Origin of the sequence: Methanoculleus caldifontis (assembly GCF_032842345.1) — an archaeon.
Classification (GTDB): Archaea; Halobacteriota; Methanomicrobia; order Methanomicrobiales; family Methanoculleaceae; genus Methanoculleus; species Methanoculleus caldifontis.
The window spans coordinates 1,577,349-1,602,961 of sequence record NZ_WBKO01000001.1 but is presented as its reverse complement, the minus strand read 5'-3'; the positions used below and the strand labels follow the sequence as shown (position 1 = coordinate 1,602,961).

The 25,613-nt window shown below is 56.7% G+C and carries 17 protein-coding genes and 1 tRNA gene; 10 read left to right on the top strand and 8 right to left on the bottom strand.

The features are described 5' to 3' along the window. Positions 1-8 precede the first annotated feature (8 nt). The 3 genes from F8E02_RS08025 to F8E02_RS08015 all read left to right on the top strand — a co-directional run bounded on the left by F8E02_RS08025 (position 9) and on the right by F8E02_RS08015 (position 3,918). A complete protein-coding gene (locus F8E02_RS08025; protein WP_317064970.1) occupies positions 9-845 on the top strand; it encodes a 4Fe-4S ferredoxin in 837 nt (278 codons plus the stop codon). Positions 846-1,051: 206 nt separating this feature from the next. Then, complete coding sequence (locus tag F8E02_RS08020) at positions 1,052-2,323, top strand: protease inhibitor I42 family protein (RefSeq protein ID WP_317064969.1); 1,272 nt, start codon at positions 1,052-1,054, stop codon at positions 2,321-2,323. Between the two features lie 269 nt (positions 2,324-2,592). Further along, positions 2,593-3,918, top strand: coding sequence for a hypothetical protein (locus F8E02_RS08015; RefSeq protein WP_317064968.1), 1,326 nt, complete (start codon positions 2,593-2,595; stop codon positions 3,916-3,918). An 18-nt stretch (positions 3,919-3,936) separates the two neighbouring features. Here F8E02_RS08015 and F8E02_RS08010 read toward each other — a convergent pair whose 3' ends face one another. Together F8E02_RS08010 and F8E02_RS08005 are read right to left on the bottom strand one after the other, a co-directional pair. Continuing rightward, complete coding sequence (locus tag F8E02_RS08010; RefSeq protein ID WP_317064967.1) at positions 3,937-5,253, bottom strand: amidohydrolase; 1,317 nt, start codon at positions 5,251-5,253, stop codon at positions 3,937-3,939. After that, positions 5,250-5,921: an MTAP family purine nucleoside phosphorylase gene (locus F8E02_RS08005; protein ID WP_317064966.1), complete on the bottom strand. Its 672-nt coding sequence runs from the start codon at positions 5,919-5,921 to the stop codon at positions 5,250-5,252. Before F8E02_RS08005 ends, F8E02_RS08010 begins: the two co-directional genes overlap by 4 nt. 137 nt (positions 5,922-6,058) lie before the next feature. Between F8E02_RS08005 and F8E02_RS08000 the strand changes: the two genes are divergently transcribed. From F8E02_RS08000 to F8E02_RS07990, 3 genes are all read left to right on the top strand, one after another. Next, positions 6,059-7,183, top strand: coding sequence for a nicotinate phosphoribosyltransferase (locus tag F8E02_RS08000; RefSeq protein ID WP_317064965.1), 1,125 nt, complete (start codon positions 6,059-6,061; stop codon positions 7,181-7,183). Between the two features lie 61 nt (positions 7,184-7,244). Beyond that, a tRNA-Ala gene (locus F8E02_RS07995) sits at positions 7,245-7,316 on the top strand. 479 nt (positions 7,317-7,795) lie between these two features. Further along, a complete protein-coding gene (locus F8E02_RS07990; RefSeq protein ID WP_317064964.1) occupies positions 7,796-9,403 on the top strand; it encodes a P-loop ATPase, Sll1717 family in 1,608 nt (535 codons plus the stop codon). Positions 9,404-10,102: 699 nt separating this feature from the next. Here the strand turns inward: F8E02_RS07990 and F8E02_RS07985 are convergent. Next, positions 10,103-10,573: a hypothetical protein gene (locus F8E02_RS07985; protein WP_317064963.1), complete on the bottom strand. Its 471-nt coding sequence runs from the start codon at positions 10,571-10,573 to the stop codon at positions 10,103-10,105. A 272-nt stretch (positions 10,574-10,845) separates the two neighbouring features. Between F8E02_RS07985 and F8E02_RS07980 the strand changes: the two genes are divergently transcribed. The 4 genes from F8E02_RS07980 (at position 10,846) to F8E02_RS07965 (ending at position 17,570) form a co-directional block, all read left to right on the top strand. Then, positions 10,846-12,033: an ATP-binding protein gene (locus F8E02_RS07980; protein ID WP_317064962.1), complete on the top strand. Its 1,188-nt coding sequence runs from the start codon at positions 10,846-10,848 to the stop codon at positions 12,031-12,033. After that, positions 12,017-13,684, top strand: coding sequence for an AAA family ATPase (locus tag F8E02_RS07975; RefSeq protein WP_317064961.1), 1,668 nt, complete (start codon positions 12,017-12,019; stop codon positions 13,682-13,684). The genes F8E02_RS07980 and F8E02_RS07975 overlap by 17 nt, the downstream gene beginning before the upstream one ends. Before the next feature lie 566 nt (positions 13,685-14,250). Beyond that, on the top strand, positions 14,251-16,263 hold the full coding sequence (locus F8E02_RS07970) for an ATP-binding protein (protein ID WP_317064960.1): 2,013 nt from the start codon (positions 14,251-14,253) through the stop codon (positions 16,261-16,263). Between the two features lie 476 nt (positions 16,264-16,739). Then, a complete protein-coding gene (locus F8E02_RS07965; protein ID WP_317064959.1) occupies positions 16,740-17,570 on the top strand; it encodes a hypothetical protein in 831 nt (276 codons plus the stop codon). A gap of 440 nt (positions 17,571-18,010) precedes the next feature. Here the strand turns inward: F8E02_RS07965 and F8E02_RS13095 are convergent, their stop codons facing one another. The 5 genes from F8E02_RS13095 to F8E02_RS07945 are packed head-to-tail and all read right to left on the bottom strand — an operon-like array spanning position 18,011 to position 25,444. Next, positions 18,011-18,157 (bottom strand): hypothetical protein, encoded by a 147-nt coding sequence (locus F8E02_RS13095; RefSeq protein WP_394357917.1) that lies wholly within the window; start codon positions 18,155-18,157, stop codon positions 18,011-18,013. Positions 18,158-18,173: 16 nt separating this feature from the next. Further along, positions 18,174-21,587 carry a DEAD/DEAH box helicase family protein gene (locus F8E02_RS07960; protein WP_317064958.1) on the bottom strand — a complete coding sequence of 1,138 codons (3,414 nt, stop codon included), beginning with the start codon at positions 21,585-21,587 and terminating at the stop codon, positions 18,174-18,176. A 1-nt stretch (position 21,588) separates the two neighbouring features. Then, positions 21,589-22,707: a hypothetical protein gene (locus F8E02_RS07955; protein ID WP_317064957.1), complete on the bottom strand. Its 1,119-nt coding sequence runs from the start codon at positions 22,705-22,707 to the stop codon at positions 21,589-21,591. Between the two features lie 2 nt (positions 22,708-22,709). Next, a complete protein-coding gene (locus tag F8E02_RS07950) occupies positions 22,710-23,894 on the bottom strand; it encodes a restriction endonuclease subunit S (protein WP_317064956.1) in 1,185 nt (394 codons plus the stop codon). Next, on the bottom strand, positions 23,891-25,444 hold the full coding sequence (locus F8E02_RS07945; protein WP_317064955.1) for a type I restriction-modification system subunit M: 1,554 nt from the start codon (positions 25,442-25,444) through the stop codon (positions 23,891-23,893). Before F8E02_RS07945 ends, F8E02_RS07950 begins: the two co-directional genes overlap by 4 nt. Positions 25,445-25,613: the final 169 nt, after the last annotated feature.

Sequence of the window (25,613 nt, the reverse complement as noted above, 5' to 3'; positions counted from 1 at the left end):
TGCACGAGATGTTCGGCATCTATGAGATCCTCGAGGAGATCCGATCGATCCTCGCCGACCCGGACGTCAACCGGCTCGGCCCGGATGTCGCCGAGCCCGCCTGGGAGAGCCCGCTCATCGGCGTCTCCCGCGGCGACGATCCGCTGTATGCCGAGTTTCAGGAGACGATAGGATCGTTTCACTGGACGCCCCTCGAGGCGTTCCGCATCGGGTTTCCGGGTTCCGGCGTCGCGGCGTCCGATCTCGCGGTCGTCGTCTGGGCGCTGCCGCAGACCGCCGCGACACGGCGCGACCACCGTGCGTGCACCGCTCTCCCTTCGCGGCGCTGGAGCCTTGCCCGCCACTACGGGGAGGCGGTGAACGACCGCATCCGCGACCGTCTCGTCCGGGTGCTCGCCGATGCCGGATACCCGGCCGTCGCCCCGGCCCGGCTCCCGGCTTTTGGACGGGAGACCTCGGAGCGGTTCGGGATCGCCTCGCGCTGGTCGGAGCGGCACGCTGCCTACGCCTCGGCCCTCGGCACCTTCGGTCTCTGCGACGGCCTGATCACGGAGCGGGGCAAGGCGGTGCGTTTCGGGTCGGTCGTGGCCGCGATGGACCTTCCCGCAACCCCGCGACCCTACAGCGACAGGACCGCATACTGCCTCCGCCCCTCCGGGTGCGACGCCTGCATCCGCCGCTGCCCCGCGGGCGCGATCTCGGCGGAGGGGCACGACAAGGAGCGGTGCTTCGCGTACATCCGGGAGACGACGATGCCCTTCGTCGAGGACGAGCTCGGCCTCCCGGTCGCGAGCTGCGGCTTCTGCCAGACCGGGGTGCCCTGCGAGTCGCGGCGGCCACAATAAAGAACCCCTGCCTCGCACCAACGATCGAGACCACATAGCCCACCATTTCAACCGCGGCCACACACTGACCCCGACGGCGCCCGGGCATCACCCCGCCGCGATTTAAATAAATTGATTTTTATACTATGCACATATTCCCTCACCCCGGGGGAAAACAAGTGAAAGACGGATCCCTGTATTTTGTATGCATTGCCATAGCAATGCTGATGGTCGGGGTGAGCGGGGCAGAGGTCGGGGAGCCGGTGCAGGTGACGACGAACGGGAGCGACCAGGGCATCGCTGCCATCGATGGCGACCGGATCGTCTGGGTCGACGAGCGGCACAACGGCAGCGACATCTATCTCTACGATATCGCGGCCGGAACGGAGACCCGGATCACCAACGGGACCGGCCTCCCGATCTGGCCGGAGATCTCGGGGGAGCGTATCGTCTGGCAGGACAACCGGTCGGGAGCGCCCGAGATCTGGCTCTACGATATCGCGGCCGGCACGGAGGTCCGGCTCACCGATGAGCCCGGCGGTCAGGTCATGCCCGCGATCGACGGTGATAAGGTCGTCTGGCTCGACTTGCGGGCCGGCGACGCCGGCGGCATCTATGCCATGAACCTGACGGACGGCACCGTCGCCCGGGTCTCTTCGGGGCCGGTGCAGGGCAATCCCCTGATCGTCTCCCCCGACGTGTCGGGCGGGACAGTCGTCTGGGCGGACGAGAGCGGGGGGGACTATACCGTCTTCGTCAGCCGGGATGACGGGGAGCCCGTGGCACTCGGGAACGGCACCGTGAGGCAGGGCTTCCCTGCGGTCTCCGGCGACCGCGTCGTCTGGACGGAGATCGGGAACGGTTCAGCCTCGCTCGTCATCCACGGCCTCACCACGGGCAAGGAGGAGCGGGTTGCCGGCGGTTCGCCGGGGTTTGCCCTTTATCCCGATATCTCCGGGGATCTGGTTATCTGGCAGAACTTCACAGGCGGGATCATGGATGATATCTACCTGCTCGACCTTGCCGGCGGCGAGATCCGGCAGGTCACGGACGACGACGCATGGCAGTCCTTCCCGCGCATCTCGGGCAACCGGATAGCCTGGATGGACAACCGGTCGGGAGACTGGGATATCTGGCTGCTCACGCTCGAAGAGGAGGCCGGGGCCCCGTACGCCTTCGGCACGGAGCAGAACGGGGAGAACGTCACCGTCCCGGTGGAGAGCGAGGCCCTGGTCAGCCTTGCGGAGAACCCCTCCACCGGCTATTCCTGGAACGCCACGGCCTCACCGGGGCTCACCATCGCTGCCGACCGCTACGAGCAGAACGCGACACCGGGGACGATGGTCGGGGTCGGGGGAATCCGCACCTGGACCCTCGTGCCGGAGCACGCGGGGGTATTCACGTTCTCGGCCGTCTACCGGCGGCCCTGGGAGAACGTGACCGGGACGGAGAAACGGTTCGACCTCACGATAACGGCCGTAGGGGAGCAGGCTGAGTGATGCTCCCCCCGGCACCGGGGCCAACGCATATATACAGGTGCCGCCATCGGGGACCAGCGTGAGGGTATCCGGCCAGGACGCACACGCCACGGAGAGCCCTTCCCACCCGCATCCGCCCAATGGCCCATTCTCCCGGAGCACGCGCAACGCTCCGCAGACACCGCCGTTCAGCGCCGCGATGGAACTCAGACATCCACCCTCATGCCGGAGCCTCGCCCCGGTCCGGGGGCGGGGAGCGATCATGCGTATGATCAGGGAGATTGTGAGTTATGAGAGGAATCACGGTTAAGATGGCGGCGGTTCTCGTAATGATCGTCGCCGTCGGACTCATCGCGGGTGCGGCCTCCGCGCAGGCCTTCCCGCCGGGTTTGTTCCCGACCTCGACCCCGGCCGGGGCGGAACCCACCCCGACGTTCCCGGCAACGGGGCCGACCCAGACGCCGGCCGGGCCGGGGCCGACTCCGACGTTCCCGGCAGCGGGACCGACCCCGGCACAGGCCGGGGAGGCTGCGATCACGAGCGGGACGGGGGACAAAGAGTTCCCCGCGATCTCGGGAGACCTGGTGGTCTGGTATGACAACAACACCATGTCCGTCGGGATCTACGACGCCTCGACCGGGCGAACCTTGCCGCCCCCGAACGGGACGTACGTCGTGGGAGGCATGCGGCAGATCGACGTATCGGGAAACACCGCCGTCTGGACCGGCCTGAACGCCACGACGATGACGACCGACATCTACCTCTACGATATCGCGTCGGGAAGGCTTGGCCAGATCACGAACGACGAGGAGATCCAGATGTGGCCGAGCATCTCCGGCAACCTCGTCTGCTGGAACCGTATCGATTTCAACACCGGGATGGGCGAAGTCTACTGGCAGGACACCGACGTCGGGGGGACCGCCCCGCTTCTTCTCGCGAACGAGACATACAACCAGCTCTACCCGGTCGTCGGCGGGGACACCGTCGCCTGGCTTGACGACGGCGAGGTCGGCGGGCGCCTCGATCTCGCCTGGGCCTCCATATCGAGCGGCCAATCGATGCGCGCGAGTTCGCAGAACAACATCACCAGCCCGCCCGCGGTCTCGAGCGACGGAAGCCGGATCGTCTGGGTGGCCGAGAGTAACACGTCGTTCGTCGTGAACCTGCTCGACGTCGGCACCATGAACATCGAGCAGATCAGCGGCGAGGGGGCGCTGGCGATCGCTCCCGTCGTCGACGGCAACTACGTCGTCTGGACCGATTACCGGAACGGGAACGGCGACATCTACCTCTACGACATCCGGAGCGGGCAGGAGCGGCAGGTGACGTCAAGCAGCGCCGAGCAGGCCTTCCCCGACATCTCCGGCGACCGGATCGTCTGGATGGGCAACGACGACGGCCCCTGGAACATCTACCTCGGCAGCGTCGGTGCGGGGCCGCAGCCGACGGCGGGGCCGAGCCCGGTAGCTACCTCGGGACCGGTCTACCCGGCGGGGCAGCCGACCTACGGGCCGGTCTACCCGACCGGAGAGCCCACCGGGAATCCGACCGAAGAGCCGACCTGGTACCCCACTGAAGAGCCGACGTACTGGTACCCCACCGAGGACCGGTACTGAGCCCGGACCAAAAAAGGATCAGGAGGCCTGCCGGGCCCGCCCGACGAGCGAGCGTGCCGCGGCGGCGGCGCCCTCCAGGATCTCCTCCTCGCCCGGCACCGTCCGCTCGTGCATCAGGACCCTGCCCTGGCAGAGGACGGTCATGACCGCGTCGCCGTTGCAGGCGTAGACGAGGTTCGAGTCCGCGTGGTAGAGCGGGGTGTTGCAGACCGCGCGGGCGTCGACGAGGACGATGTCGGCCGGCGCGCCCACGGTCAGGGTGCCGGGGCCGGTGCCGAGCGCCCGGGCGCCCGCCGCGGTCGCCATCGTGACCGCCTCGCCCGCGGGCAGAAGGGTCGGCGAGTTCCAGGCGAACTTCTGCAAGAGGGCGGCGAACTTCATCTCCTCGAACATATCGAGATTGTTGTTCGAGGAGCAGCCGTCGGTGCCGAGACAGACGTTCGCCCCGGCCTGCTTCAGCCAGTGGTAGGGCATCGCCCGGTTGACGGCGAGTTTCATGTTGCTTGCCGGGTTGTGGGAGGCGGAGACCCCCCGCTCGGCAAGGAGCCGGCATTCGGCCTCGTCGAGCCAGCAGCAGTGCGCAGCGACCGTCCGCGGGGTGAGGCAGCCGCACTCGTCAAGGAGCGCCGCGGGGCGTTTGCCGGTCTGCGCGACGCAGTCGACGACCTCTTTCTCGGTCTCGGCGAGGTGGACGTGGATGCCGATCCCCTGCTCCTTCGCAAACTCCGCGCACCAGCGGAGGCCTTCGAGGGAGACGGTGTAGACCGAGTGGGGGCCGACGGCCGTCCTGATCCGGGGGTTGTCGAGCGATTGTATGTGGCGGGCGAGGCTCTCGGTCGCTTTGATCTCGGCCTCCCTTTTTTCGGGGATGGAGAGGTCGATGAACCCGTAGGCGAGCGTCGCCCGGATGCCCATCTCGTCGACGGCCTCTGCGGCCCGGTCCATGAAGAAGTACATGTCGTTGAACGCGACGGTGCCGCTCTTGATCATCTCAAGACAGGCGAGCTTCGTTCCCCAGTAGACATCGTCGCCGGACAGATGGGCTTCAAGCGGCCAGATCTTCTGCGAGAGCCAGTCCTGCAGGAGCATATCATCCGCGTAGCCCCGCAGCAGGCTCATCGCGGCGTGGGTATGGGTGTTGACGAGGCCGGGGACGGCGAGCCTCTCCGAACCGTCGATGATGATGTCGACGTCGATCGCCTCCCTCGCGCCCTCCCCGATCCCCGCGATCGTCCCGGTCTCGTCGATCGCGATATCCACAGTCGATCCGTCGATGATGGCGCCGGCGATCAGGACCGATCCCCGGGCGGTGAAGATGTCGTCAGATTCAGTCATGCAAGGTGCTCCACGATATTCTCAAGGATCCTCTCGGTCCTCTGCGCGTTCGCCCGCGAGGTCGCGAGGATGTGCTCGTAGGTGAGGGTCTCGTCGCCGAGGCCGTTTGCGTAGTTGTCCACGGTGCAGACGGCGGCAAACCGCATCCCGAGTTCGAGCGCGAGCGTCGCCTCGCTCGCGACCGTCATCCCGACGATGTCCGCTACGCGGGCGAGCGCCCTGACCTCGGCGACGGTCTCGATCCGGGGGCCGCGGGTCTGGGCGTAGACCCCGCCCACCCGGGCCTCCGGCACCAGGTCGCCGAGGGTGCGGACGAGGTCCGCGTCCAGTTCGGGGCGGACATGGCCGATGCTGCACTCGTGGATGGAGGGGATGTCGGTGACGCTCAGGTAGTCGGTCGGGATGACGACCGAGCCCGGCGGGATCGCCGGCTGCAGGGAGCCGGTGGAGCCGAAGGCGACGATCCGGTCCACACCGAGCAGGGCGAGCGCGGCGAGGCAGGCGGGGTAGTTGATCCGGTGCGGGGGGAGGCTGTGCTGGTGGCGCAGGAGGAGCGCGAAGTCTCCGCAGTAGACCTCCGCCTTTCCATAGGGGGTGGCGACGGTCTTCTTCTCAAGCGGCGGCAGTCTGGCGAAGAGGAGGCTCGTGCCCCCGATGATCCCGAGCATCTTCAGGCCCACCCTGCCCGTGCATACGCCCGTCCGTGTGACATTCAGTCTATCGGGTCGACGTCTTATCAGAAAACCCCATCTATTCGCGATACGGTTCGGAAGGGTTTACGTCTCCGGCGACGACCGGATCTGGCATGCGCAGGTTTCTGATGGTCGGCGAGGACGCCATCCGCGACGGGCGGTGCACCGACGTCTACTTCGAGCGGGTCACTGAGGTGATGGAGCGGGACGGCGTCAACCCGCACGTCACGATGGAGGTGACGGCGGCGGCGCTCCCGGACCCGTGGGGAGTCTTCTGCGGCCTCTCCGACGTCGTCGAACTCCTGGAGGGCGTGCCGGTGGACGTGGACGCGATGCCGGAGGGCGCGGTCTTCTCGGCGAACGAGCCGGTCCTCCGGGTCTCGGGGCGTTACCGGGACTTCGCGGTCTACGAGACGGCGATCCTCGGCTTCCTCTGCCACGCCTCGGGGGTGGCGTCGTCGGCGGCGCATGTCAGGCTCGCGGCACGGGGCAGGCCGGTCTACTCCTTCGGGTCGCGGCGGCAGCACCCGGCGATCGCGGCGATGGTCGAGCGGGCGGCCTGGATCGGCGGGGTGGACGCCGCGAGCAACACCTGTGCGCCGGAGGGGATCCCGCTCGCGGGGACGATGCCGCACGCCTTCGTGATGTGCTATCCCCGGCAGGAGGATGCCTGGCGGGCGTTCGCGCGGGAGGCGGGACCGGAGGTGCCGCGGATCATGCTCGCCGACACCTTCTACGACGAGAAGGTGGAGGCGGTCCGGGCGGCGGCATGCGGGGCGACGGCTGTGCGGCTCGACACGCCGCGGTCGCGGCGGGGGAACATGCGGGCGATCGTCGAGGAGGTGCGCTGGGAACTGGACGTCCACGGCTACCCGGACGTGAAGATCTTCCTCTCCGGGGGGCTCTCGCGCGAGGACGTCGCGGCCTACCACGACATCGCGGACGCCTTCGGGGTCGGGGGGGCAATCGCGAACGCGCCGGTGATCGACTTCGCGATGGACATCGTGGAGATGGAGGGGCGGCCCTACGCGAAGCGGGGGAAGCGGAGCGGCGTAAAGCAGGTCTACGAGACGGCGGAGGGCCGGCGGGTCACGCTGCCTCTCCGGGCTCCAGCGCCGGAGGGAGGGGCGCCGCTCCTCTCCCGGTGCATCGAGGGCGGCGCGGTGGTCGCGCGCCCGGAGATGGAGGATGCGCGGGAGCGGGTGCTCTCCCGGCTTTCGGGCCTTGAAAATGAGTGATAGGGGGGCGAGGGGCCGGAATCCTTTTTAACCGATCGCGATCAACATAGTAGGGTAACAGGGGCCGATAGATCAGGGGAAGATCGCTTCCTTGGCATGGAAGAGGCCGCGGGTTCAATTCCCGCTCGGTCCATCCTTTTTCGTGATAGAAAAAATATCACAGGCTGTATTCCGGAAATAGCATCTCTGGTTAGCGCATCCAAGAATCTACTGGCATTGCCAACGCGGTTTTTCAGGTAATCGTGGACTTCCGGGGAGACGGTGATTTAGATCCGCTTCCGGATACGCCGTTTTTGAGGTTTTCTTGGCATGTTCTCTGCTTCATCCGTTTTGAGTGTACGTACACTTGCACCTTTGTACGTACACTCCGGTGATCATGCACGGACGGCAGGTGGTCTTAAGGAGGTAGTAACATACGCTGTGAGATATGCGGTACGCGGCTGCTGAGGAGGCTGTGCTACTCTATTTCAGAAAGAGTGTGAACATGCAACTTTTAGATGTTCAGTGTTGTATCTAGGATTTAATCCTGTCATTTAAGATTTAAAATATTAATTCAATTTAAAAGGGTTTATATTGAGTTAGATCCGTGAATATTTGTTCAGAGGATGATGCATGCTTCCCATTGCTAATTTAGATCTAGGCTATAATGATGCTGAAAATTATAAGCGTCCAAGAGACAGAGAACTGTTTAATAAAATATTCATACATACTGACGCTTTAGACAAATTATGTGACGACAATGTTTATTTTTTGGTAGGGGAGAAAGGGACTGGTAAAACTGCATATGCAGTGTATTTCTCTAATAATGCCTATAAGGAGAATTACGGCGCCATACGATTTTTAAGGGAAACGGAATATCATAAATTTGTCACGCTGAAACAAGAAAATCAGCTGAGCCTCTCAGACTATAGAGATATATGGGAAATAATTATTTACTTCCTAATTTCCCAGCAAATCCTCGAAAATGAAGAGCCAAACTTTATTAGTAAGTATTTAAAGTTTAAGCAATTACAAGATATAATGAGGGAATTTTTCAAATCGGCTTTCTCTCCTGAAATTCCTTTTGCAATAAAACTAGTTGAAAACTCTGCTGTTGCCGCAGAAATTTTCTCTAAGTACGATCCAGCAGGCTTTAAATTCGGTGGTGAGGATAAAAAAACGCTCGAATCGACAGAGCATCGATATCAAGTAAAATTAATGACCATAAAGCAAAAGTTTCGAGAAGCATTAAGCACCCTTAATTTAACCAAGAATCATATTTTATTCCTTGATGGTATCGATATTAAGCCATATGGCATCGCCTTTGAGGATTACTTGGATTGTATAAAGGGGCTAGCTAATGCAATTTGGACCGTTAATAATGATTTCTTCTCTTTGATAGGAAGTGATAGTGGCAGTTTAAGAGCAGTATTGCTGGTTAGACCCGATATATTTAACAAATTCGGACTACAAAACCAAAATAACAGATTGCGGGATAATTCCGTGATATTAGATTGGAATACTACGGATAAAAATTACCGAACTTCTTACATCTTCAGCATAGCCGACAATCTCTTAAGATCTCAGCAAGATGAAGCCCTTGAGTCTGGAGCGGCGTGGAATTACTACTTCCCATATAAAATTCCAAATCGATCTGCCCGTAGGAGTAGTAACCATGATTTTGATGATTCATTCATCGGCATCTTAAGACACTCCTTGTATCGACCAAGAGATATTGTCACGATGATGAACATTTTAAGGGATATATCAGTTAATAGAAAAGGTAAGACTACTCAAGCATTCTCTCATGAGGATTTTAAAAATACAGATTTTCAAAGACAATTGGCAGACTATTATTTAGGAGAGATCAAAGACCAGATGTCCTTTTTTTATTCGGAAAAGGACTTTGAAGTGTTCAAAAAGTTTTTCGATTTCTTGAACGGTAAATCTGATTTTAATTACTCTGAATTCAATAGTGCATTTTTTAAATTAATTGAGTATACTTACGATTACAATTATAAGATCCCGCCATTCTGCTCTGATGCAGATACATTTTTACAGTTGCTATATGACCTTAATATAATCAGTTATCTAGAACGGACTCGCAATGAAGATTTCGGGAAATTCTGTTATAAACAGAGAACTTATGCTAATCTAGCACCAAAAGTTAAAACTCACTCTAAATACAGAATATTCATTGGAATGCGAAAAGCTTTGAACATTGGAAAACAAATTTTATAATGAGGTCATCCAGAAACGCCTCTGTCAAGAGGGGGGCATCCCCTCCCGGTCCCCCCCATGTGGCGATATCCAATGGGAAGCCGTATCAGTAGTCTGACATCGTATACTGCTCAATTATCGCAGGGGGAATCAAGTGTGACAACTACGAGCAGTTAGAGTTTTTAGGAAATTATGTCCTTGATTACGTAATTGCCGAGATTCTATTTAATTCATCGGAGTGCAACTAAAAAGACCTGAACAACCAATTAAAAGTGATTGAGAACACCAGTCTTGCTGATATTATGATGACCTCAATAATAGAGAGATAGCGACGGCGGACAACCGGGGCGTATGGGGCAAATATCTGGTTGTCGATGAATATCCAGGGGCTACGGTCATATCACTTAACGGTCTTGTCTATGATTTAACGTCACAAACAGAGATCAAAGAGTGCATCTTTGAGCAAAAGGTAAAACGGCGCACTAAGGCGAATGTGCCCACCCGTCAGTTGCACAGAATGTTTGACTGACTGAATCGAGGGATGTTTTACTCTCTGTCGGACTGGCGGTTACCCGTTCCTTATCAGCGGAATACATCACGCCAGTTATGGTGTCAGCGGGCGGCTCGCTCTCCCCGCAGTGTGAGCGTGGTTAAACACAACTCCCATGTGATTATGACTAAAAAAAGAAGCAATGTCTCTTTTCTTTTACTTACACTAAGTCAGCGCCCAAGAGTTTTTAGGCCGATAGTAAGCACAGCAAACATTGCTAGAAGTAAACAGTATATTCCGTACATTAAAACTAGGAAGGGAGCGGCCATATCTTCAGTTCGAAGTGAGGGCAAAGATCCCCAAAAATTCACATAGAGTCCGGCCATCAATGCCACAAATGCGAACAGGTAGGTAAAACGAAGAGAATTTTTGCTATCTTCTATTCTATCTTTTTCAAGTGTAATAACGGCGAATACTGCAGATAGAAGAAAAGTTGCTGCGACGATCAGTTGCGATGAGGTATTCCCGATAAAGGACTGAACGTCCTCTCCTAACGAAGGGTCTGAAAGTGAATTTGCAGCAAAACAGTAATCTTTTGAGAGCATGGCAATCCAAAGAGTAACTATGGCCGATATCAAGATGATTATAAGGTGTATCACAAAATCGTCTTTAGGGTCTTTTTTCTTGTCCTTATTCTTCAAGCTGTTTTTAGGAGGACTTCTACTCGTATCGTACCACCAATAAAATTATCGAGCAAGGGTTACTTAATATTTATCTATGTTCTCCTAGCGGGATTTATGAAAAAAGATACGTTGAAATATCAAATCGGAAATTTTTCGATGAGTTTTTCATACTCTTCTGTCGCGTTCAGGACCTTATTACCAGCATCGAGATAGTGCCGGCCCCTGCCCGGAGAATAACGAATTTGTTATATAACAGATTCGTTATATACCAGATCTGTCTGGTGTCGTACATGCTGCCCGTAGGAAGCCCCGCAACAGGAGACGACTTCGTCGACCGCGAACGTGAGACCGCGTTCATCCTGAGCACCATCAAGAACGACCACGTCATGCTCGTCGCCCCCCGGCGGTTCGGCAAGACCTCGATCATGCGAAAGATCGAGAGAGACCTCGCGAGCAGAGACCAATCGTGCGTATTCCTTGAGGTCGAGAGCGTCAACTCCCCGGGGGAGTTCATCACCGATCTCGTCACGGCGCTCGTCGAGTGCGAGGGGGCGAGCCCCGGAGCCCGGATCTCCTCGGCGCTCGGCAAGGCGTTTGCCCTGGTGCAGGAGAATATCGACGAGATCGAGACCCCGGCCTTCAGGGCAAAGCTCCGGGGCCGGCTGCGAGCGGAGTTCTCGGACGACTGGCACGAGAAGGCAAAGAAGGTGGATGAGATCTTTGCAGGGCTCACCGGGCCGGTCTGCATCATCCTCGACGAGTTTCCGGTTGCCATACAGAATATGGAGAGAGAGGATGCGAGGAAGTTCCTGCAGTGGTTCCGGCGGCTGCGGCAGGTCTCGGCAGGGGTGAGGTTCATCGTCGGGGGCTCGGTCAGCATCGACCACGTCGTCTACCATATCGGCGGGACCCCGGTCATCAACGACTTCCGGAGAGTCACCATCGGCGGGTTCAGCGAAGATGTCGCGCTCTCCGTCGTCGAACGCGTCTTTCGGGGAGAAGGGTGGGAGTATTCGCCGGAGATCGGGCGGGCGGTTCTCGACTGCGTGGGCGAGCCCTACATCCCCTACTTCCTCATGATCGTCCTCTCCGGCCTGAAGGAAGAGGCGGATATCTCCGGAGGGGTGCCCTCCCCGGCGCTGGTCGAGCGGGTCTACAGCAGGAGGATCCTCGGCAGCGAGGGGCGCCACTACTTCGAGCACTACTCGCGCCGCCTCCAGACGACCTACTCCGGGCAGGAGGCGAAGGCCGCCCGCGCCATCTTAAGCAGGGTGAGTCTCGCGGAGTCCCTGCCCGCGGGTATCGCCTACGAGATCTTCCGGCAGAGCACCGCGTCGGAGAGCGAGGATGCGTTCAGAGCGCTGCTGGCACAACTGAACCACGACTTCTACGTCACTTCGGAGACCCCTGGCGAGTTGCGGTTCTACTCAAAGATGCTCCGGGACTGGTGGAGGATCTATTATGCCGGCACCTGGTAGGTGTTACCGCTACTTCCCCGCGGCCCTTGAAAGGGAGACGCTCGAGCACCTTCTCGTCGGCCGGCAGGAACTCCTGGAGAGCCTCTTTTACGAAGCGGACCGGGCGTCCGCGAGCAGAACGCCGCGGTTCTTCCTCCTGGTCGGGTCCCGGGGCGCCGGGAAGTCCCACCTGATGAGCCTGCTCTGCCGGAGGATACGCGACGAACTCTCCGGCCTGGTGATCCCGGTAGACCTTGCAGAGGAAGAGTACTCGATATTCAGGGCGTCCGACTTCTTTCTCCGGGTGCTCGCGGGGATGGGGGTCGAGACCTCCGACGTGGCCGCGCTCGGCGAGGATTCGCTGGTCCGCGAGGCCGCGGTCGAGAGGATCGCCGCAGCGGCCGGGGAGCGGCAGGTCGTGGTCTTCGTCGAGAACATCCACGAGGTCTTTGACCAGATGGAGAGGCGCGAGGTCCGGGCGCTGCGGTCGGTCTTCCAGCGGACAGATTATCTCTCGGTCATTGCGTCGGCACCGTCGCTCTTCCCCGGAGTCCTCGACCATGAGGAACCGTTTTACAACTTCTTCCGGGTCTTTCACCTCCGGGAGCTCGACTGCGCCGAATCAAAGGACCTCATGCGGAGGGTCGCGGAGGTCGACGGCGATACCGCCTTCATCGAGAACTTCGGGGACTACGAGCCCGGCATCGAGGCGCTCCGGCACCTCATCGGCGGCAACCCGGGGCTGGTGATCCGGCTGTACGAGATCCTCTCGCAGTGCGGGGCCGGCAGGGCGGCGGAGGCCTTCTTCAGGCTGGCGGACGAGCAGACGCCCTACTACCGGGAGGTCTTCCGGAGGCTTCCGGGGCAGCGGCGGCTCATCCTCGATACGATCCTCACCGCAGAGACCCCGCTCACCCCGAAAGACGTCGCAGAGCGCGCCCGGCTGAACCTCGCGACGGTGAACGCGCAGCTCCGGAGGCTGGAGGCCGAGGGCTACGTCGTCTCCCGCCCGATGAAGAAGAGGACGACCTACGAGGCCCGGGACCGGCTTTTTTCGCTGTGGCGGGCGATGCGGAGGCCGGCCGGCCGTGACCGGGTGTTTGTCCTCATCGGATTTCTGGAGGCCTGGCATGGGCATCCGGCGGCCGTCGATATACCATACCGGGGGGCATCGGGCGTTATGGAGGGCGTTGCCCTGCCGGACCGGATCGCGGCCGGGAGGCGGGAGGATGTTCTGGCGGGATTAAAGGAGGCCGGGGAAGAACCCGACGACCCGGACCGGCTGGCGCGGTCCGTGGAGATCACGCTCGATCTCGCGGGGGAGGAGCTGCTGGCCGGGAACCGGGCAAACGGCCTCTCGTTAATCAGACTGGCATATGCGCACGCGGGCCGCCTGGACCCGGCAACGGCACGGAGGATGACGGCAGGGTTCCTGAAGCGGCTAATCGGGGCGGGGGAGGTCTCCGCTGTCGGGAGCGCCGTCCGCGAGATCGTTCTATCCGGGGGCGCCGGGTACGAGGGGTTCTTGAAGCCGGTCGCGGATGCCGTGGCGATCGTCGAGGCGAAGGATACTAGGCTGTACTATACGAGGCTGCAGCCGGAGGAGCGGGCGGTCGTTGCCGGGATTGTCCGGGAGATCACGGGGTCGGAGGAGCTGGGGGCGGGGGTTTAGGGATTGTTGGGTTGTTTGGGCGGAGTCTTCGATTCCCGCCCGGTCCATCTTGTTTTGTGAAAGCACTGTTATCGATGGTTGAATCGATAGAGTGGCGTTGCTGATGGTCGTATCGATGAATAGGCTGACGTTGCCGATGCGGTTTTTCAGATAGTCTTGGACTTCAGGGGAGACTGGGATGTGGAGGCGTTGCCGGACGCGGTTTTTGCGCGGTTCGTTTGGCATTTTCTCTTTCTATCGGGCTCTTCCTTCTGGGTACGTACACTTGCACCTTTGTACACTCCGGTGATCATGCGTGGGCGGCGGGAGGTCTTAGAGAGGTAGTATAACATACGCTGCGGGGCGCGTGGTTGTCGGGAAGGTCGGAGAGGGTGAGAGACGAGGTGTGTTATGACATGCTCGGGTATCTGTACTGTTAGTGACTCACTCCAATTTTCTTGGAATCCTCTATAACTTCAGGATTTTGGCTTCATAGAATAGCGGAAATAGTTCTCCGATGGCCTTTACCTCTTAAAAGTAAAAACAAAACCTTAATGGGGAGAGTTTATCACAATACTCCTTGCCGTATGCCAGAAGAAGTTAAAATCACCACTGAAGGCATTATTACTGCCTTGAGCAAATTAAAATTCACTGACAAAAATTTCCCCAAAGCAGTGGCCGAGTATATTTGGAATGGCTTTGATGCTCGTGCGTCCATAGTTGAGCTCGACTATGAGTTTAGCGCAGGGGGGCTACGAAGGCTTGTTATCAGGGACAATGGTCATGGTATTCCCCATGACCAACTCAATCTTAAATTTCAACCCATTTTTGAATCGGATAAACTCAAAGACGACGGCAATAACCGAAACACATCACAGTACCATGGGAAAAATGGATTGGGTAGATTAACGTTTGTTACTTTCGCACGAAGAGCTCGATGGGAAACGGCGTACCAGCAAGGGGAGAAGACATACTCATATTCTATTGAAATATTAGGTAACAAGCTTGAATTATTTTCGGGATTAGATGAAAATCCCGAAGAATCCAATAAACAACCAAGCACAGTGGTGACATTTTCTGACTTTAAGGAGTACAACCACAATAAATATGGGAAAAACGTAGGGGAAACCGAATTATTAGAATATTTAAAGCGGGAATTTTGCTGGTTCTTGGAGTTGAATAAGTATAAAGGCTACAAATTAATTATTAATGGCGTAAAGTTAGATTATAGTCCTCTTATAGGAGATGAAGAAAATTTTACTTTGACAGGGAAACGACAAGGAGAAATGTTTTCTATACGTTATGTTAGATGGAAAATACCATTAAACCAGGAATATTCAAAGTATTACTATTTAGATCATAATTGCAACGAACTCCATAAAGAGTATACGACATTGAATAAGAAGGGAGATAGGTTTTATCACAGCGTTTTCATCGCAAGTAAATACTTCAGGAACTTTAAATTTGACTCCACAGAAGACCAAGAGAATATCACTGGATTTGGGCGCTCGGATGAGACATTCAAACAATTAACTGAACAACTACAGGGATATTTACGAAGAAAAAGGAAGCCATTTTTACGACAACATGCCAAAAAAGTCATCGCAGACTTTGAGAGAGAAGGTATTATCGCAAAAAAGGATGCCGATTCCTTTCAGTTAATCCAGATAGAGGATCTGGAAGAAGTAATTCAAGAGATATATACAACCCAGCCACGAATCTTTTTGGATTTAAGTCAAGAGCAGCAAAAGATGCTCATAAGCCTCTTAAATGTCGTACTAAATTCTGAAGATCGAGATGAAATCTTGAAAATTATTGAGGATATTGTGGAGCTCGATGCTGACGAGAGGGGAGAATTGGCCGAGCTGCTCAAAGTAACTGAAATGCAGAAAATTGTTAAGACAATAAAATTAATCGCCGATAGACAAATGGTACTGAAACTGATAGAAGAATGTCTATTCAACGACTCCTTTGGGGCAAATGAGGTAGATCACATCCAAAAAATTGTGGAAAGCAATACATGGCTTTTTGGGGAACAATATGCCCTGGTGGCGGCAGCTGAAGACACCTTCGAGAAAGCCCTTCGCAATCAGATTCGCATACTATCGGCAAAGGATGAAAAAGTTCACATTGATAATCCTGATAAGAATAAACAGGTCGATATCTTCATCTGTCGGCAAAATAAGCACCATAAAGGCGTTCACAATGTTATTATCGAACTTAAGCACCCAAAAAAGCGAATTGGGTTAGAGCAGTTAAATCAAGTAAAAACCTATTTAAGCGTGGTATTATCCGAACCTCGGTTTAATGGTGATAGCTTTTCGTGGGAATTCATCTTAGTCGGAACGAAATACGATTCAAGGGGCCTCATTGAGAGGGAGATAAAAAGTTATGAGGGGAAGGGAGAAAGAGGGATAGTCCAAGATTTAGAGAATTGTAAAATATACATTCGGAAGTGGAGCGATATATTAAGCGATTGTGAAATTAGGCACAGTTTCGTAAACAATCAGCTTGAAATACAAAAGAATAGGCTCATTGAAAAAACGAAAACCGCAAGTGAAGCAGTTAAACAAGCAAATGCCTCTTCAGCGGCGATGTGATTTGATGTTGACATATAGCGTTGAAAGCCAGAGTGATTCAGGGTGTCAGAGTGAAGAGTGCCTCACTAAAAAAAACGATTATAATTATTAGATATTACTAGTAACAATATTCTGTACAGTACAGTTAGTAGTAGGCAATTTTCCTGAAGGTTTCCAATAATCCCTCAAAAATCGGTATTCTTCTGATTCTGTGTATCTGGTACTGAAGTGACTGCTCATAGTCGGCTATCGTTTCAGGGTCTTTCAACAGTCTCTCAGACAGTGTAACCTGTCAAGACTGACCGACTCATTCACAGGATCTCACAGCCTTTCCGAATCACGACACCAGAATACAGAGATTATCCTGTCAAAGGCAGACCTGTTCAAACAATTCTCGGAGATTCGCCTTGATTGTTGAATATCGAAGCAGAATTATTAACCGATAGTTTCAAAACCGAAGAAAAGACAATCCTTACGAAAAGTAATCTGGTGGGAGATTGGAATTCAAAGAATCTGAAGATTACTTACTGGAACTGTCCAGAATTCATCTGAATAAAGGTAATAGTCATAATGATCATAAACCTAACGTCGACTACCGAGAAAGCGGCTATGCAATCGTCAACTTTTATCAATTACTAATATATCGACTTGGAACTGAACTTAATTTGGATGTGAAGGAATCCTATAATTTAGATAGAAACTGGTTTTTACTCGTTTATGAGCTGGATCCCAAAGCAGTGACTCAATACCAAGAATTAATAAAAAAAGTCAATGAAGTGAGAAATAAATTAGCGCACACAATATTTGCTGAACCTCAAACTCGTGATTTAGAATACTTAATCAATCAAGCAAAGGGATCAAAATCGGGACTGGAATCACTGGTAGGCGAGAGGAAGAGAGGACTTCGCGACAGAAGAACATTGGCAAATGAGTATTCGAAAAAAATTGAATTTACTAAACTATGGTTCAAAACCCCTGAGCCAGATTACGGGGAAAGCATAAGAACTAATGAGGCCCTTAAAGAACAACTCCAACAACTCAAAAATTTTGAAAAAATCAATATTGGGCGCTTGGATCCTGAATCGCTAGAAAGTTTGATTTCAATTCTTGATTACACAGTTAATAAGATTGAAACGATGATTGAGTCAATTTACAGTTATTGTCCCAAATGTGGTGGAAAAATTATTGCAACAACCGAGACTACAACGCATTACCGCGGTATTGGCGAAGATATCGAACCCTACTCTTACACGGTCTGGACTGTAATAAAATGTGAAAAATGTGGGAAGTTATTTGAAAAAAATGAAGAAACGACGGACTATATATAAACATCAATGATGACATGATCTTTTTGTTCTGGAAGAGGAGCCGCTCAAGGTCTTTCTGTGCATGGAAACCCTTCAGCAGCCGGGGCGGGTAGCGCTCCCGGTCTCAGAACCATATCTTGTAGCCATTGGAGAGGAAGATCAAGACGCCTCTGCCGGTCTGCCGCTTGATGTCGTCAGCGCACTGTTCCGACACTTCTCCGGCTCAACGATCGCCTCCGCTCCCGGGGTCGCCTGCTGTCACGGTCCGTTGTCGTTCTTCCGGTCTTCCTGTCCAGGTGCCGCTGCGCATATGCCGGCATTGAGACGGTGCCGGCCCCCGGAAGCAGGCCCGGCCGAAAAACAACGGATTTTTTATATAGCAGATTTGTTATACGTCGCGGCCACGAGGCGGGAGGATGCACTGGCGGCGCTGCAGGAGGCCGGGTCGACCTGCGGTCGAATCAGCCAGAGTGGGATGCCAGCATAGAGCAGGGCGAGGACATAGGGAGGAGGAATGCCCCGCCGCCGTTATCGTAACAGATATAGGGGAACCGCCAGAGGTTTCCGAGGCCCACCGCCGCCCCTATGTGCAGTGAGGCGTTACGCATGTGACAAGCAACTGAGTTAAGCTGCCACAGCCGTCTCCCGCACGGCCTTGAGCACCCGGATTAACTCATCCATCTCAGCCGACTGGAACAGACCCTCCGGCCCCTGCGGTGTGAGGTCCGTGAACGGCGACTCGTAGAGTAGGGCGGGTTCCATGACCCCGTGCTCGGTCAGGTGGTCCACGATCAGGTTGACGAACTCAAGCTGGTTCGCAGTGAATGGTTTTCCTCTGATGAACCCTCCTAGCGCATTTTTGGCCGCGCTCCTATCCATCCCCACGAGTGACCGCACAAAGAGACCTAGCCCATGGGCTTCGTCCGCCGCCCGACGGATATCATCCAATCCACCTGTACCACTCTCACCGAGCAAACGCTCCAGTTCTGCGAGATCAGGGCAGGTAAGCGGCTGGTTCATCCGCAGTTTGGCAATCACAGTGTGATCGAGGTGCTGGTTCAGGAACGCTCGCGCTTTTGCGACAAACTTGGCTTGATCGGTACCCACCGTGCAGCCGGGCAGGGTGAAGTCAGTCTCGCTCCCCATCAGGTCCTCGAAGTCCGTATAGACTGGCTTGCGTTGGCGCTTGTCGATGAACTGCACTAACTCGCGCAACCGGCGCCGCATCACTTCCAGCATCGGCACTGTGACATCTTGCCACCACTCATCGCTCTGTACATCCTGGATCAGGGCCATCTGTTCGCGGACCAATGGAATGGCATCCTTCTCTTCCAGCAGTCCGGCAATCTTCATGACATGGTCGCGCAGACGTGGAAATCCGGGTTCGGCATGCAGTAAGGCGAGTTGTAACCTCAGGGCAAGTAGATCGAAGCGCTTCGCCTCTTCGTTCTCAGGATCGAGCTGTGTAGGAAGCCCTGCTAGTTCACAGGAAAGCTCCGAGAGAGCCTCTCCCGCCAGCGCTACCCACGCTTCGGGCTTAGCATACTCCTCGACCAGGCGCCGGTGCGGGCGAACAACGAAGTTGTCAACGTTCATTGACGCCACCTCGCGTTGCAGCAGTTCCGAGACGGACTGCCTCACCTCATTGTTCGTCCTCGGATCACCGTATGTCGCCGTCGACTCCCCAACTGTCGCGACCGGCATGTTCTGAGCACGGCTATCCAGTGCTGCGACCAGTTCCAGCCGTGCGTTGAAGAGCCGCTTGCCCAGCGACGCTGCCGCCGAACCCTCAGTTGCCGGCATATCCTGGCTGAAGTACTCGAGGTTCTGGCAGTAGTCAAAGAGATAGAAGAACTCCTTGTGCTGTCCCGGGCCGAACAGGTCCGGGCACAACCGCGTACCGCGCCCGACCATCTGCCAGAACTTAGTCCTTGACCGCACAAGCTTGAAGAAGACAAGGTTCCCGACCTCCGGCACGTCGATACCCGTGTCGAGCATGTCCACCGAGATCGCGATATGCGGTGCCTTCTCCTTGTTGGAGAAGTTGTCGATCAGGTTCTGCGCATACTCGGTTTTAAAGGTGATGACGCGTGCGAACTCGCCCCGGTAGTGTGGGTAGTTAACGTTGAAGCGCTCGGCGATGAAGTCGGCGTGCTGCTGATTCTTAGCAAATATGATCGTCTTACCCAGCCGGTCGCCGCCCGCAACCGTGAGGCCACGCGTCATCAGATGCGCCAGCACCTTGTCCACGGTATCTTTGTTGAAGAGCCACCTGTTGACGGCCTGAGCCTCGACCCGGTCCGGCACGGTGCCTTCGTCATCCCACTCCAGCGTATCCCACTGGTCCTTCTCCTCCTCCGAAAGCTCGTCATACGTGATACCCTCGCGCTGGAACCTGAGCGGCACCGAAACGGCCTGCGGCGGCACGAGGTAGCCGTCACGCACGGCCTCCTCCAGTGAGTAGGCATCGGTCGGCACGCCGCTTTCGAGGTCGAAGAGCCTGTAGGTGTTGCGATCCAACTCGTCCTTCGGCGTCGCCGTCAGTCCGATGAGCAGCGAGTCGAAATAATCGAAGATCGCACGGTACTTCTGGAACACCGACCGGTGCGCCTCGTCGATAATTATGAGGTCGAAGTGTCCGGGGCCAAAGCGTCGCTGACCGTCCGCGGCCTGGTCGATCAGACCCATCATGGTAGGATAGGTCGAGACGAAGACGCGCCCCTCGGTGTCCTTTTCGGCGACCAGGTTCACGGGCGACGAATCGGGCAGGTGGCGCTTGAAAGCGTTCACTGCCTGATTCACGAGCGCCACGCGATCGGCGAGGAAGAGCACGCGTTTCACCCAGTTGCAGCGTATCAGTAGGTCGCAGAGCGCGATCACCGTGCGCGTCTTCCCGGCACCGGTCGCCATCACGAGCAACGCTTTGCGATCGTGGTCGCGCTCGAACGCCTCGGCAATACGACGAATGGCGCGTGTCTGGTAATAACGTTCGGCGATCGCTGGATTGATCGGCGCCTCGGCGAGCCGCCGCCGCGTCTCGCGGCGCTGAACCAGCAACTCCAACTCCGACTTTTTGTAGAAGCCCTGCACCTGGCGCGGCGGGTAGCGCATGTCGTCCCAGATCCAGTGTTCGTAGCCGTTTGAGTAGAAAATGACCGGCCGACGGCCGAACTGACGCTCCAGGCAATCGGCGTAGAGCTTGGCCTGTTGCTGCCCCACCCGAGCATCGCGGCGCGTGCGTTTGGCTTCGATCAGTCCAAGGGGCTTCCCGTCGTCCCCCCAGAGCACGTAGTCGACGTAGCCCTTGCCCTTATTGTTGGGCATGCCGCTGACCTCGAACTCGCGGTCGCGAGGCTGGTCAAGCGGCCACCCGGCCTCCTTGAGCAGCAGGTCGATGAAGTAGTCCCGCGTCTCGGCTTCGGAGTAGTCGTGCGTGTCGGGCTGTGCCTCGGCGGCCTTCTTCGCCTTCGTGACTTCGGCGCGTAGGCGCTTCAGCTCTTCATCGAGCGCGGTCTTGTCCACTAGCAACGCCGAGAGGCTTTCGTCACGCTCCCGCAAGCGCACTTCTAGAGCCTGCAACTGCTCCGCAGTCTGCGTCGCCGCTGGCGCGGGCCGGGGCAGCGCCGCCGGATCGAACGCGAGCCCGGGCGCCGGTCGCTCGGCGCGTGCGTAGGTGCGGGCGAACCAGTAGGCGACGTGGAACATCTCGAGCACCGCCGCGAGCGCGTCCGACTCCGGTACTGGGCGACGGCTATGCACGGCGCGGTTACCGAGCGTGTTGATCACCCGCGCCTTGTTGAACACCGCCTCGCCCGCAGTCTGCTTGAAGCTCGGTTCGTGGATCAGCGCCGAGATGTTGTCCTGGTACGGGAGCCGCAACGCTGCGTCATGCTTGTAGGCCCAGCTCACCGCGAGCTCCAGCGCACGGCGGGCATAGAAACAGGCCGTCCTTGGGTCGGCGTGGACCGCCGCCTCGGCCTTCGACGCTGCCTCGAACACGACGGCCCATTCGTGCTGGAGGAAGGCGAACTGGCTCATCTCATGCCCCCCGATACACTTGGTCGGCGTCGAGCCCATTGCTCAGGTACGGTGTGAAGCCAGCGAACACGATAGAAATCGCAACCAAATCGCGCATGTCCACATTGCGTAACGCGCTTTCGGCATTGCCGCCGTGTCGGATTCCGGGGTAAGAAGATGCAAACCCGTAAAGATTCCCTAGAGCTGCTCTTACCGCAGGGTGTGGCCAGCTTTTAATCTGGCCGCACATACTCCCGAGCTCTCCATCTTTGACACCAGGATATGTCCCCCCGATGGCTTCTAACAAGTTTACTTGCTTTTGAATACAGGTCTTGATGTGGCCCTCAGAGCAATCGTGCTGTAGATTGCGGATCGCGTTCTCGAACTCCTTCATTAGGGTGTCGAGGTGCGGGTCGGTGGCGGCCAGTGCTTGTAGGTTTCGAACAAGGCTCACGAAGACACCGGGGAGGTTCGGACAGAGTCTGCACGGAGGACACAGATCGTAGCGGAGGCTGAACTTCTCGATAAAGACGGCGAGCAGGTCGAAGTAGGTGTTGGTCAGATCGTTACAGTCGAGTTCTTTCAGCGCATCGGGCACGGATTCGAGAAATCCGACCAGCGCCCGCTCCCCGGCGAGGTCTTCGGCTCTTGTATTCTCAAATGCCTCGCGGCTCTTCTGCTGATCGTTAATTATCCGTTCGAGTGCGCGCCGCCTCGCTGCCTCAACCCTCAAGGGATCCTGCACGAGTTCGTGCAGTTGTGCATCCAAGAGCGGAGCTGCAGGTTGTCCGAGCAGAGTTGTCAGCGCAGCTTCGACAGCCGTTCTTCTTTCTCCGGCATGTATAAGCTCTGTAGCGCCCGATTGACTGAATGCCTCATCTACTTGCTCAAGTACCAGTTGTTGACCTGATCGATGCGCACTGAGTTCGAAAGCCTCTTTCAATGTGACAGCGTCCTCAACGAGCAAGACGATCGCACTATCGTCTGTTGGCCTCTTTAGAGCCTTGGCGAGCTCGCGGTACAACTCACAAAAGATGTCCGCCGGCACGCCCTCTTCGTTCTCATCAAGCGGCTGCTCTATGAGCGGTAGCCAAATCCCTCGCCACATCTCCGACCACACGCCGATAAGCTCTCCGCGCATGGCTATAGATCCCCCCGGAAGGCACAGTGCTGGAGTGAAGCGAACATTCCATCAAGTCGGTGAAGTGAGGTTTGGAAACTTGCCTCCACATTTTCGATGGAAGTGACGCGGTTCGCGAACTCTTGTTGTAGGGACAACGGCGGCAGCATTGTTGGCAGCACCGCCAGTTTCTCGCCCGTCAGATGTGCGATCGTCGCAGACGTCACGCCGCTAAGCATGCCCGCCTGATTAAGGAACCACAACAACCAGGCGAGATACTCAGCCAATGCCAGATTGGGATTAGGGCGAGCACGATGAAGCGCCTTCTGGAAATAGCATTCCTCAAGCTCGCCTCGCCACACTGCCGCACGTCCAGGCTCACCCCCCTCGCAGATCAACAGATCCCCAGACTGAAGTCGGAAAATACGACGATCGTCATCATCAAAGTCCATTTCGAACAGGCTGGTGATGTCAAATCTGAACCACTGCACGTTTGCGTTGCGCAGATAGGGACGCCGATGCTTACCAGTCTGTTGCTTTTGGTCGAGCATCTTCCCAAGCCTGGTTTCACATACTTCACCGAACGCTCTCTTCGGCCACCTCTTCGGATTCGTGGCGGGGTCGCCGAACAGATCGAGGAAAATGGATTGGATGAGGGTGTCAAGCTGGGCGAGGGCGGCGCGGCGCTTGGTCCGTAGCGCATCCGCCTTGTCTAGGATCTCCGCAATTCGCCGCTGCTCAGGGAGGGGTGGAAGCGAGATACGAAGACGCGCAACATCCTTGGGATAAAGATGGATTCCCTTGACCATGTCCCGAATCGCTCGCCGCGTATCAGGGCTATTTACCCAATGGAACATAAATCCTGGATCTAGTCGAGACTCTACTGGACGGAGAACCAACCATTCGCCGGTTGCGAAAGCCCCCACGGTGGGGCGTTGCACACGGAAGGTTTTCGAGGCCACATAGTTCGCGTTGTGCGCAGCATTAAGAATCAGCGTATCGCCTTCGCGGAGCTGTTTGTTTGCGTAGGCATCGGCGAGCTCAGGATCAATGAATGAGTCGAATGTGCCTCGGAACTCACCTAGGTCGCTCACATCCTTAATCTTAAGCACAGGATGCCCGCGACTTCGCTGTTCTGACTTGGATGGTGTCTTTCCATTGAAGACTTCCGCAACTTCAACGAGGGGAACGCTGTTCCGTACACTCATCCGAACAACCTCTCCAGTTCCTTCATCCCCCGTTGGATCTCGTCCTCCAGCTTCCACAGATCGGCGAGGATCTCCTTCGGCGAGCGGTGTTCGGCGGCCTCGTACACCACCTCCTTGTACCGGTTGAGCGAGAGGTCGTAGCCCTGGGCGGCAATATCATCTTTTGGCACGCAGAAACTCTGCGCAGTGCGCGGGCGGTTCCGTTCGGCGCCGGCTCGCTGCGGCCAGCGTGCGAGCACATCGGGCAGGTTGTTCATCGCGTACTCGTCGTCGGTTAGCGCCGTGCAGGGTACGGAACCGAGCTTGTCTTCAGACAGGAGCGGTGTGCGCTTGTCGTCGAGGCTCCAACCGTCGGCCTCAACATCATAGAACCAGATAAAGTCGGTGCCGCCGGAGTTGGTCTTGGTGAAGACGAGGATCGCCGTCGAAACGCCCGCGTAGGGTTTGAACACACCGCTAGGGAGCTTCACCACGGCATCGAGTTTCTGATCCTCGACCAGGATGCGGCGCAACTCCTTGTGCGCCTTGCTCGACCCGAAGAGCACGCCTTCGGGCACGATCACCGCTGCACGTCCGCCGGACTTCAAGAGGCGGAGGAAGAGCGCGAGGAAGAGCAACTCAGTCTTCTTGGTCTTGACAATCTGGAGGAGGTCCTTGGCGGTGTTCTCGTAGTCGAGGCTGCCCGCGAAGGGCGGATTGGCAAGCACCAGCGTGTACTTCTCTTCCTCTCCCGCATGGTCCTGTGCAAGCGAGTCGCGGTAACGAATATCCGGGCCCTCCACACCGTGCAGCAGCATGTTCATACTGGCGATGCGCAGCATCGTGTTGTCGAAGTCGAAGCCGTGGAAGAGGTGGTAGTGGAAGTGTTTGCGCAATGTCTCGTCGTGGAGCAGGTTCGGGTAGTGCTTGCGCAGGTATTCACCCGCCGCGACCAGGAAGCCCGCCGTGCCGCAGGCAGGGTCGCAAATGACGTCGTTCGGCTGCGGTGCCGTGAGTTCGACCATCAGTTGGATGATATGACGCGGGGTGCGGAATTGCCCATTCTGCCCAGCGGTCGCGATCTTGGCAAGCATATACTCATAGATGTCACCCTTGGTGTCGCGATCTTCCATCGGGACCTTGTCGAGCATATCAACCACCTTGGCGAGCAGCGCCGGCTTCTGGATAGTGAAGCGAGCGCCCTCCATGTGGTGCGCATAGGTGGAGTCTCCGTTGCCAAGCTGCTGCGCGAGATCGTCGCGTAGGAAAGGGAAGACGTGCTCGTCGACCACGGTGAACATCTCGGCCGGGGCGAAGTGCTTGAAGCGGGACCAGCGGAAGTCCTCGTAAGCGCGGCCCTTGGCATCATTGCCCTGCGGGAATACCCGCCGTTCCATCGGTCTACTGAGCCGGTTGGCCTTGTTCTCTTCCAGAGTGTGAAGGTCGTCGAGGCGGCGGATGAAGAGCAGGTAGGTAATCTGCTCGATCACTTCCAGTGGGTTTGAGATACCGCCGGACCAGAAGGCATCCCAGATGTGGTCGACTTGATTCTTGATTTCGCCGGTGATCATGCTACTCTCCCTTTAACATGGTTGCTATGTAACGCTGAGTATTCCTCGTCATTGGCGTGCCTACGTGCTTGGACTCAGTCGCGTCTACGCTGCAGCGCAAAACGTCGACCATCTGCCAGAGCAGAGCTTCGGATCCGATGGTGACGGCGGTGTCGCCGGGGGATGTTGC

Coding starts and splice junctions, on each gene's coding strand:
- F8E02_RS08005 (WP_317064966.1), bottom strand. CDS start 5,921: ATGCTCGGGATCATCGGGGGCACGAGCCTCCTCTTCGCCAGACTGCCG.
- F8E02_RS08025 (WP_317064970.1), top strand. CDS start 9: ATGTTCGGCATCTATGAGATCCTCGAGGAGATCCGATCGATCCTCGCC.
- F8E02_RS08015 (WP_317064968.1), top strand. CDS start 2,593: ATGAGAGGAATCACGGTTAAGATGGCGGCGGTTCTCGTAATGATCGTC.
- F8E02_RS07970 (WP_317064960.1), top strand. CDS start 14,251: ATGCCAGAAGAAGTTAAAATCACCACTGAAGGCATTATTACTGCCTTG.
- F8E02_RS07990 (WP_317064964.1), top strand. CDS start 7,796: ATGCTTCCCATTGCTAATTTAGATCTAGGCTATAATGATGCTGAAAAT.
- F8E02_RS07950 (WP_317064956.1), bottom strand. CDS start 23,894: ATGAGTGTACGGAACAGCGTTCCCCTCGTTGAAGTTGCGGAAGTCTTC.
- F8E02_RS07980 (WP_317064962.1), top strand. CDS start 10,846: ATGCTGCCCGTAGGAAGCCCCGCAACAGGAGACGACTTCGTCGACCGC.
- F8E02_RS07945 (WP_317064955.1), bottom strand. CDS start 25,444: ATGATCACCGGCGAAATCAAGAATCAAGTCGACCACATCTGGGATGCC.
- F8E02_RS13095 (WP_394357917.1), bottom strand. CDS start 18,157: ATGCGTAACGCCTCACTGCACATAGGGGCGGCGGTGGGCCTCGGAAAC.
- F8E02_RS07975 (WP_317064961.1), top strand. CDS start 12,017: ATGCCGGCACCTGGTAGGTGTTACCGCTACTTCCCCGCGGCCCTTGAA.
- F8E02_RS08020 (WP_317064969.1), top strand. CDS start 1,052: ATGGTCGGGGTGAGCGGGGCAGAGGTCGGGGAGCCGGTGCAGGTGACG.
- F8E02_RS08010 (WP_317064967.1), bottom strand. CDS start 5,253: ATGACTGAATCTGACGACATCTTCACCGCCCGGGGATCGGTCCTGATC.
- F8E02_RS07955 (WP_317064957.1), bottom strand. CDS start 22,707: ATGCGCGGAGAGCTTATCGGCGTGTGGTCGGAGATGTGGCGAGGGATT.
- F8E02_RS08000 (WP_317064965.1), top strand. CDS start 6,059: ATGCGCAGGTTTCTGATGGTCGGCGAGGACGCCATCCGCGACGGGCGG.
- F8E02_RS07960 (WP_317064958.1), bottom strand. CDS start 21,587: ATGAGCCAGTTCGCCTTCCTCCAGCACGAATGGGCCGTCGTGTTCGAG.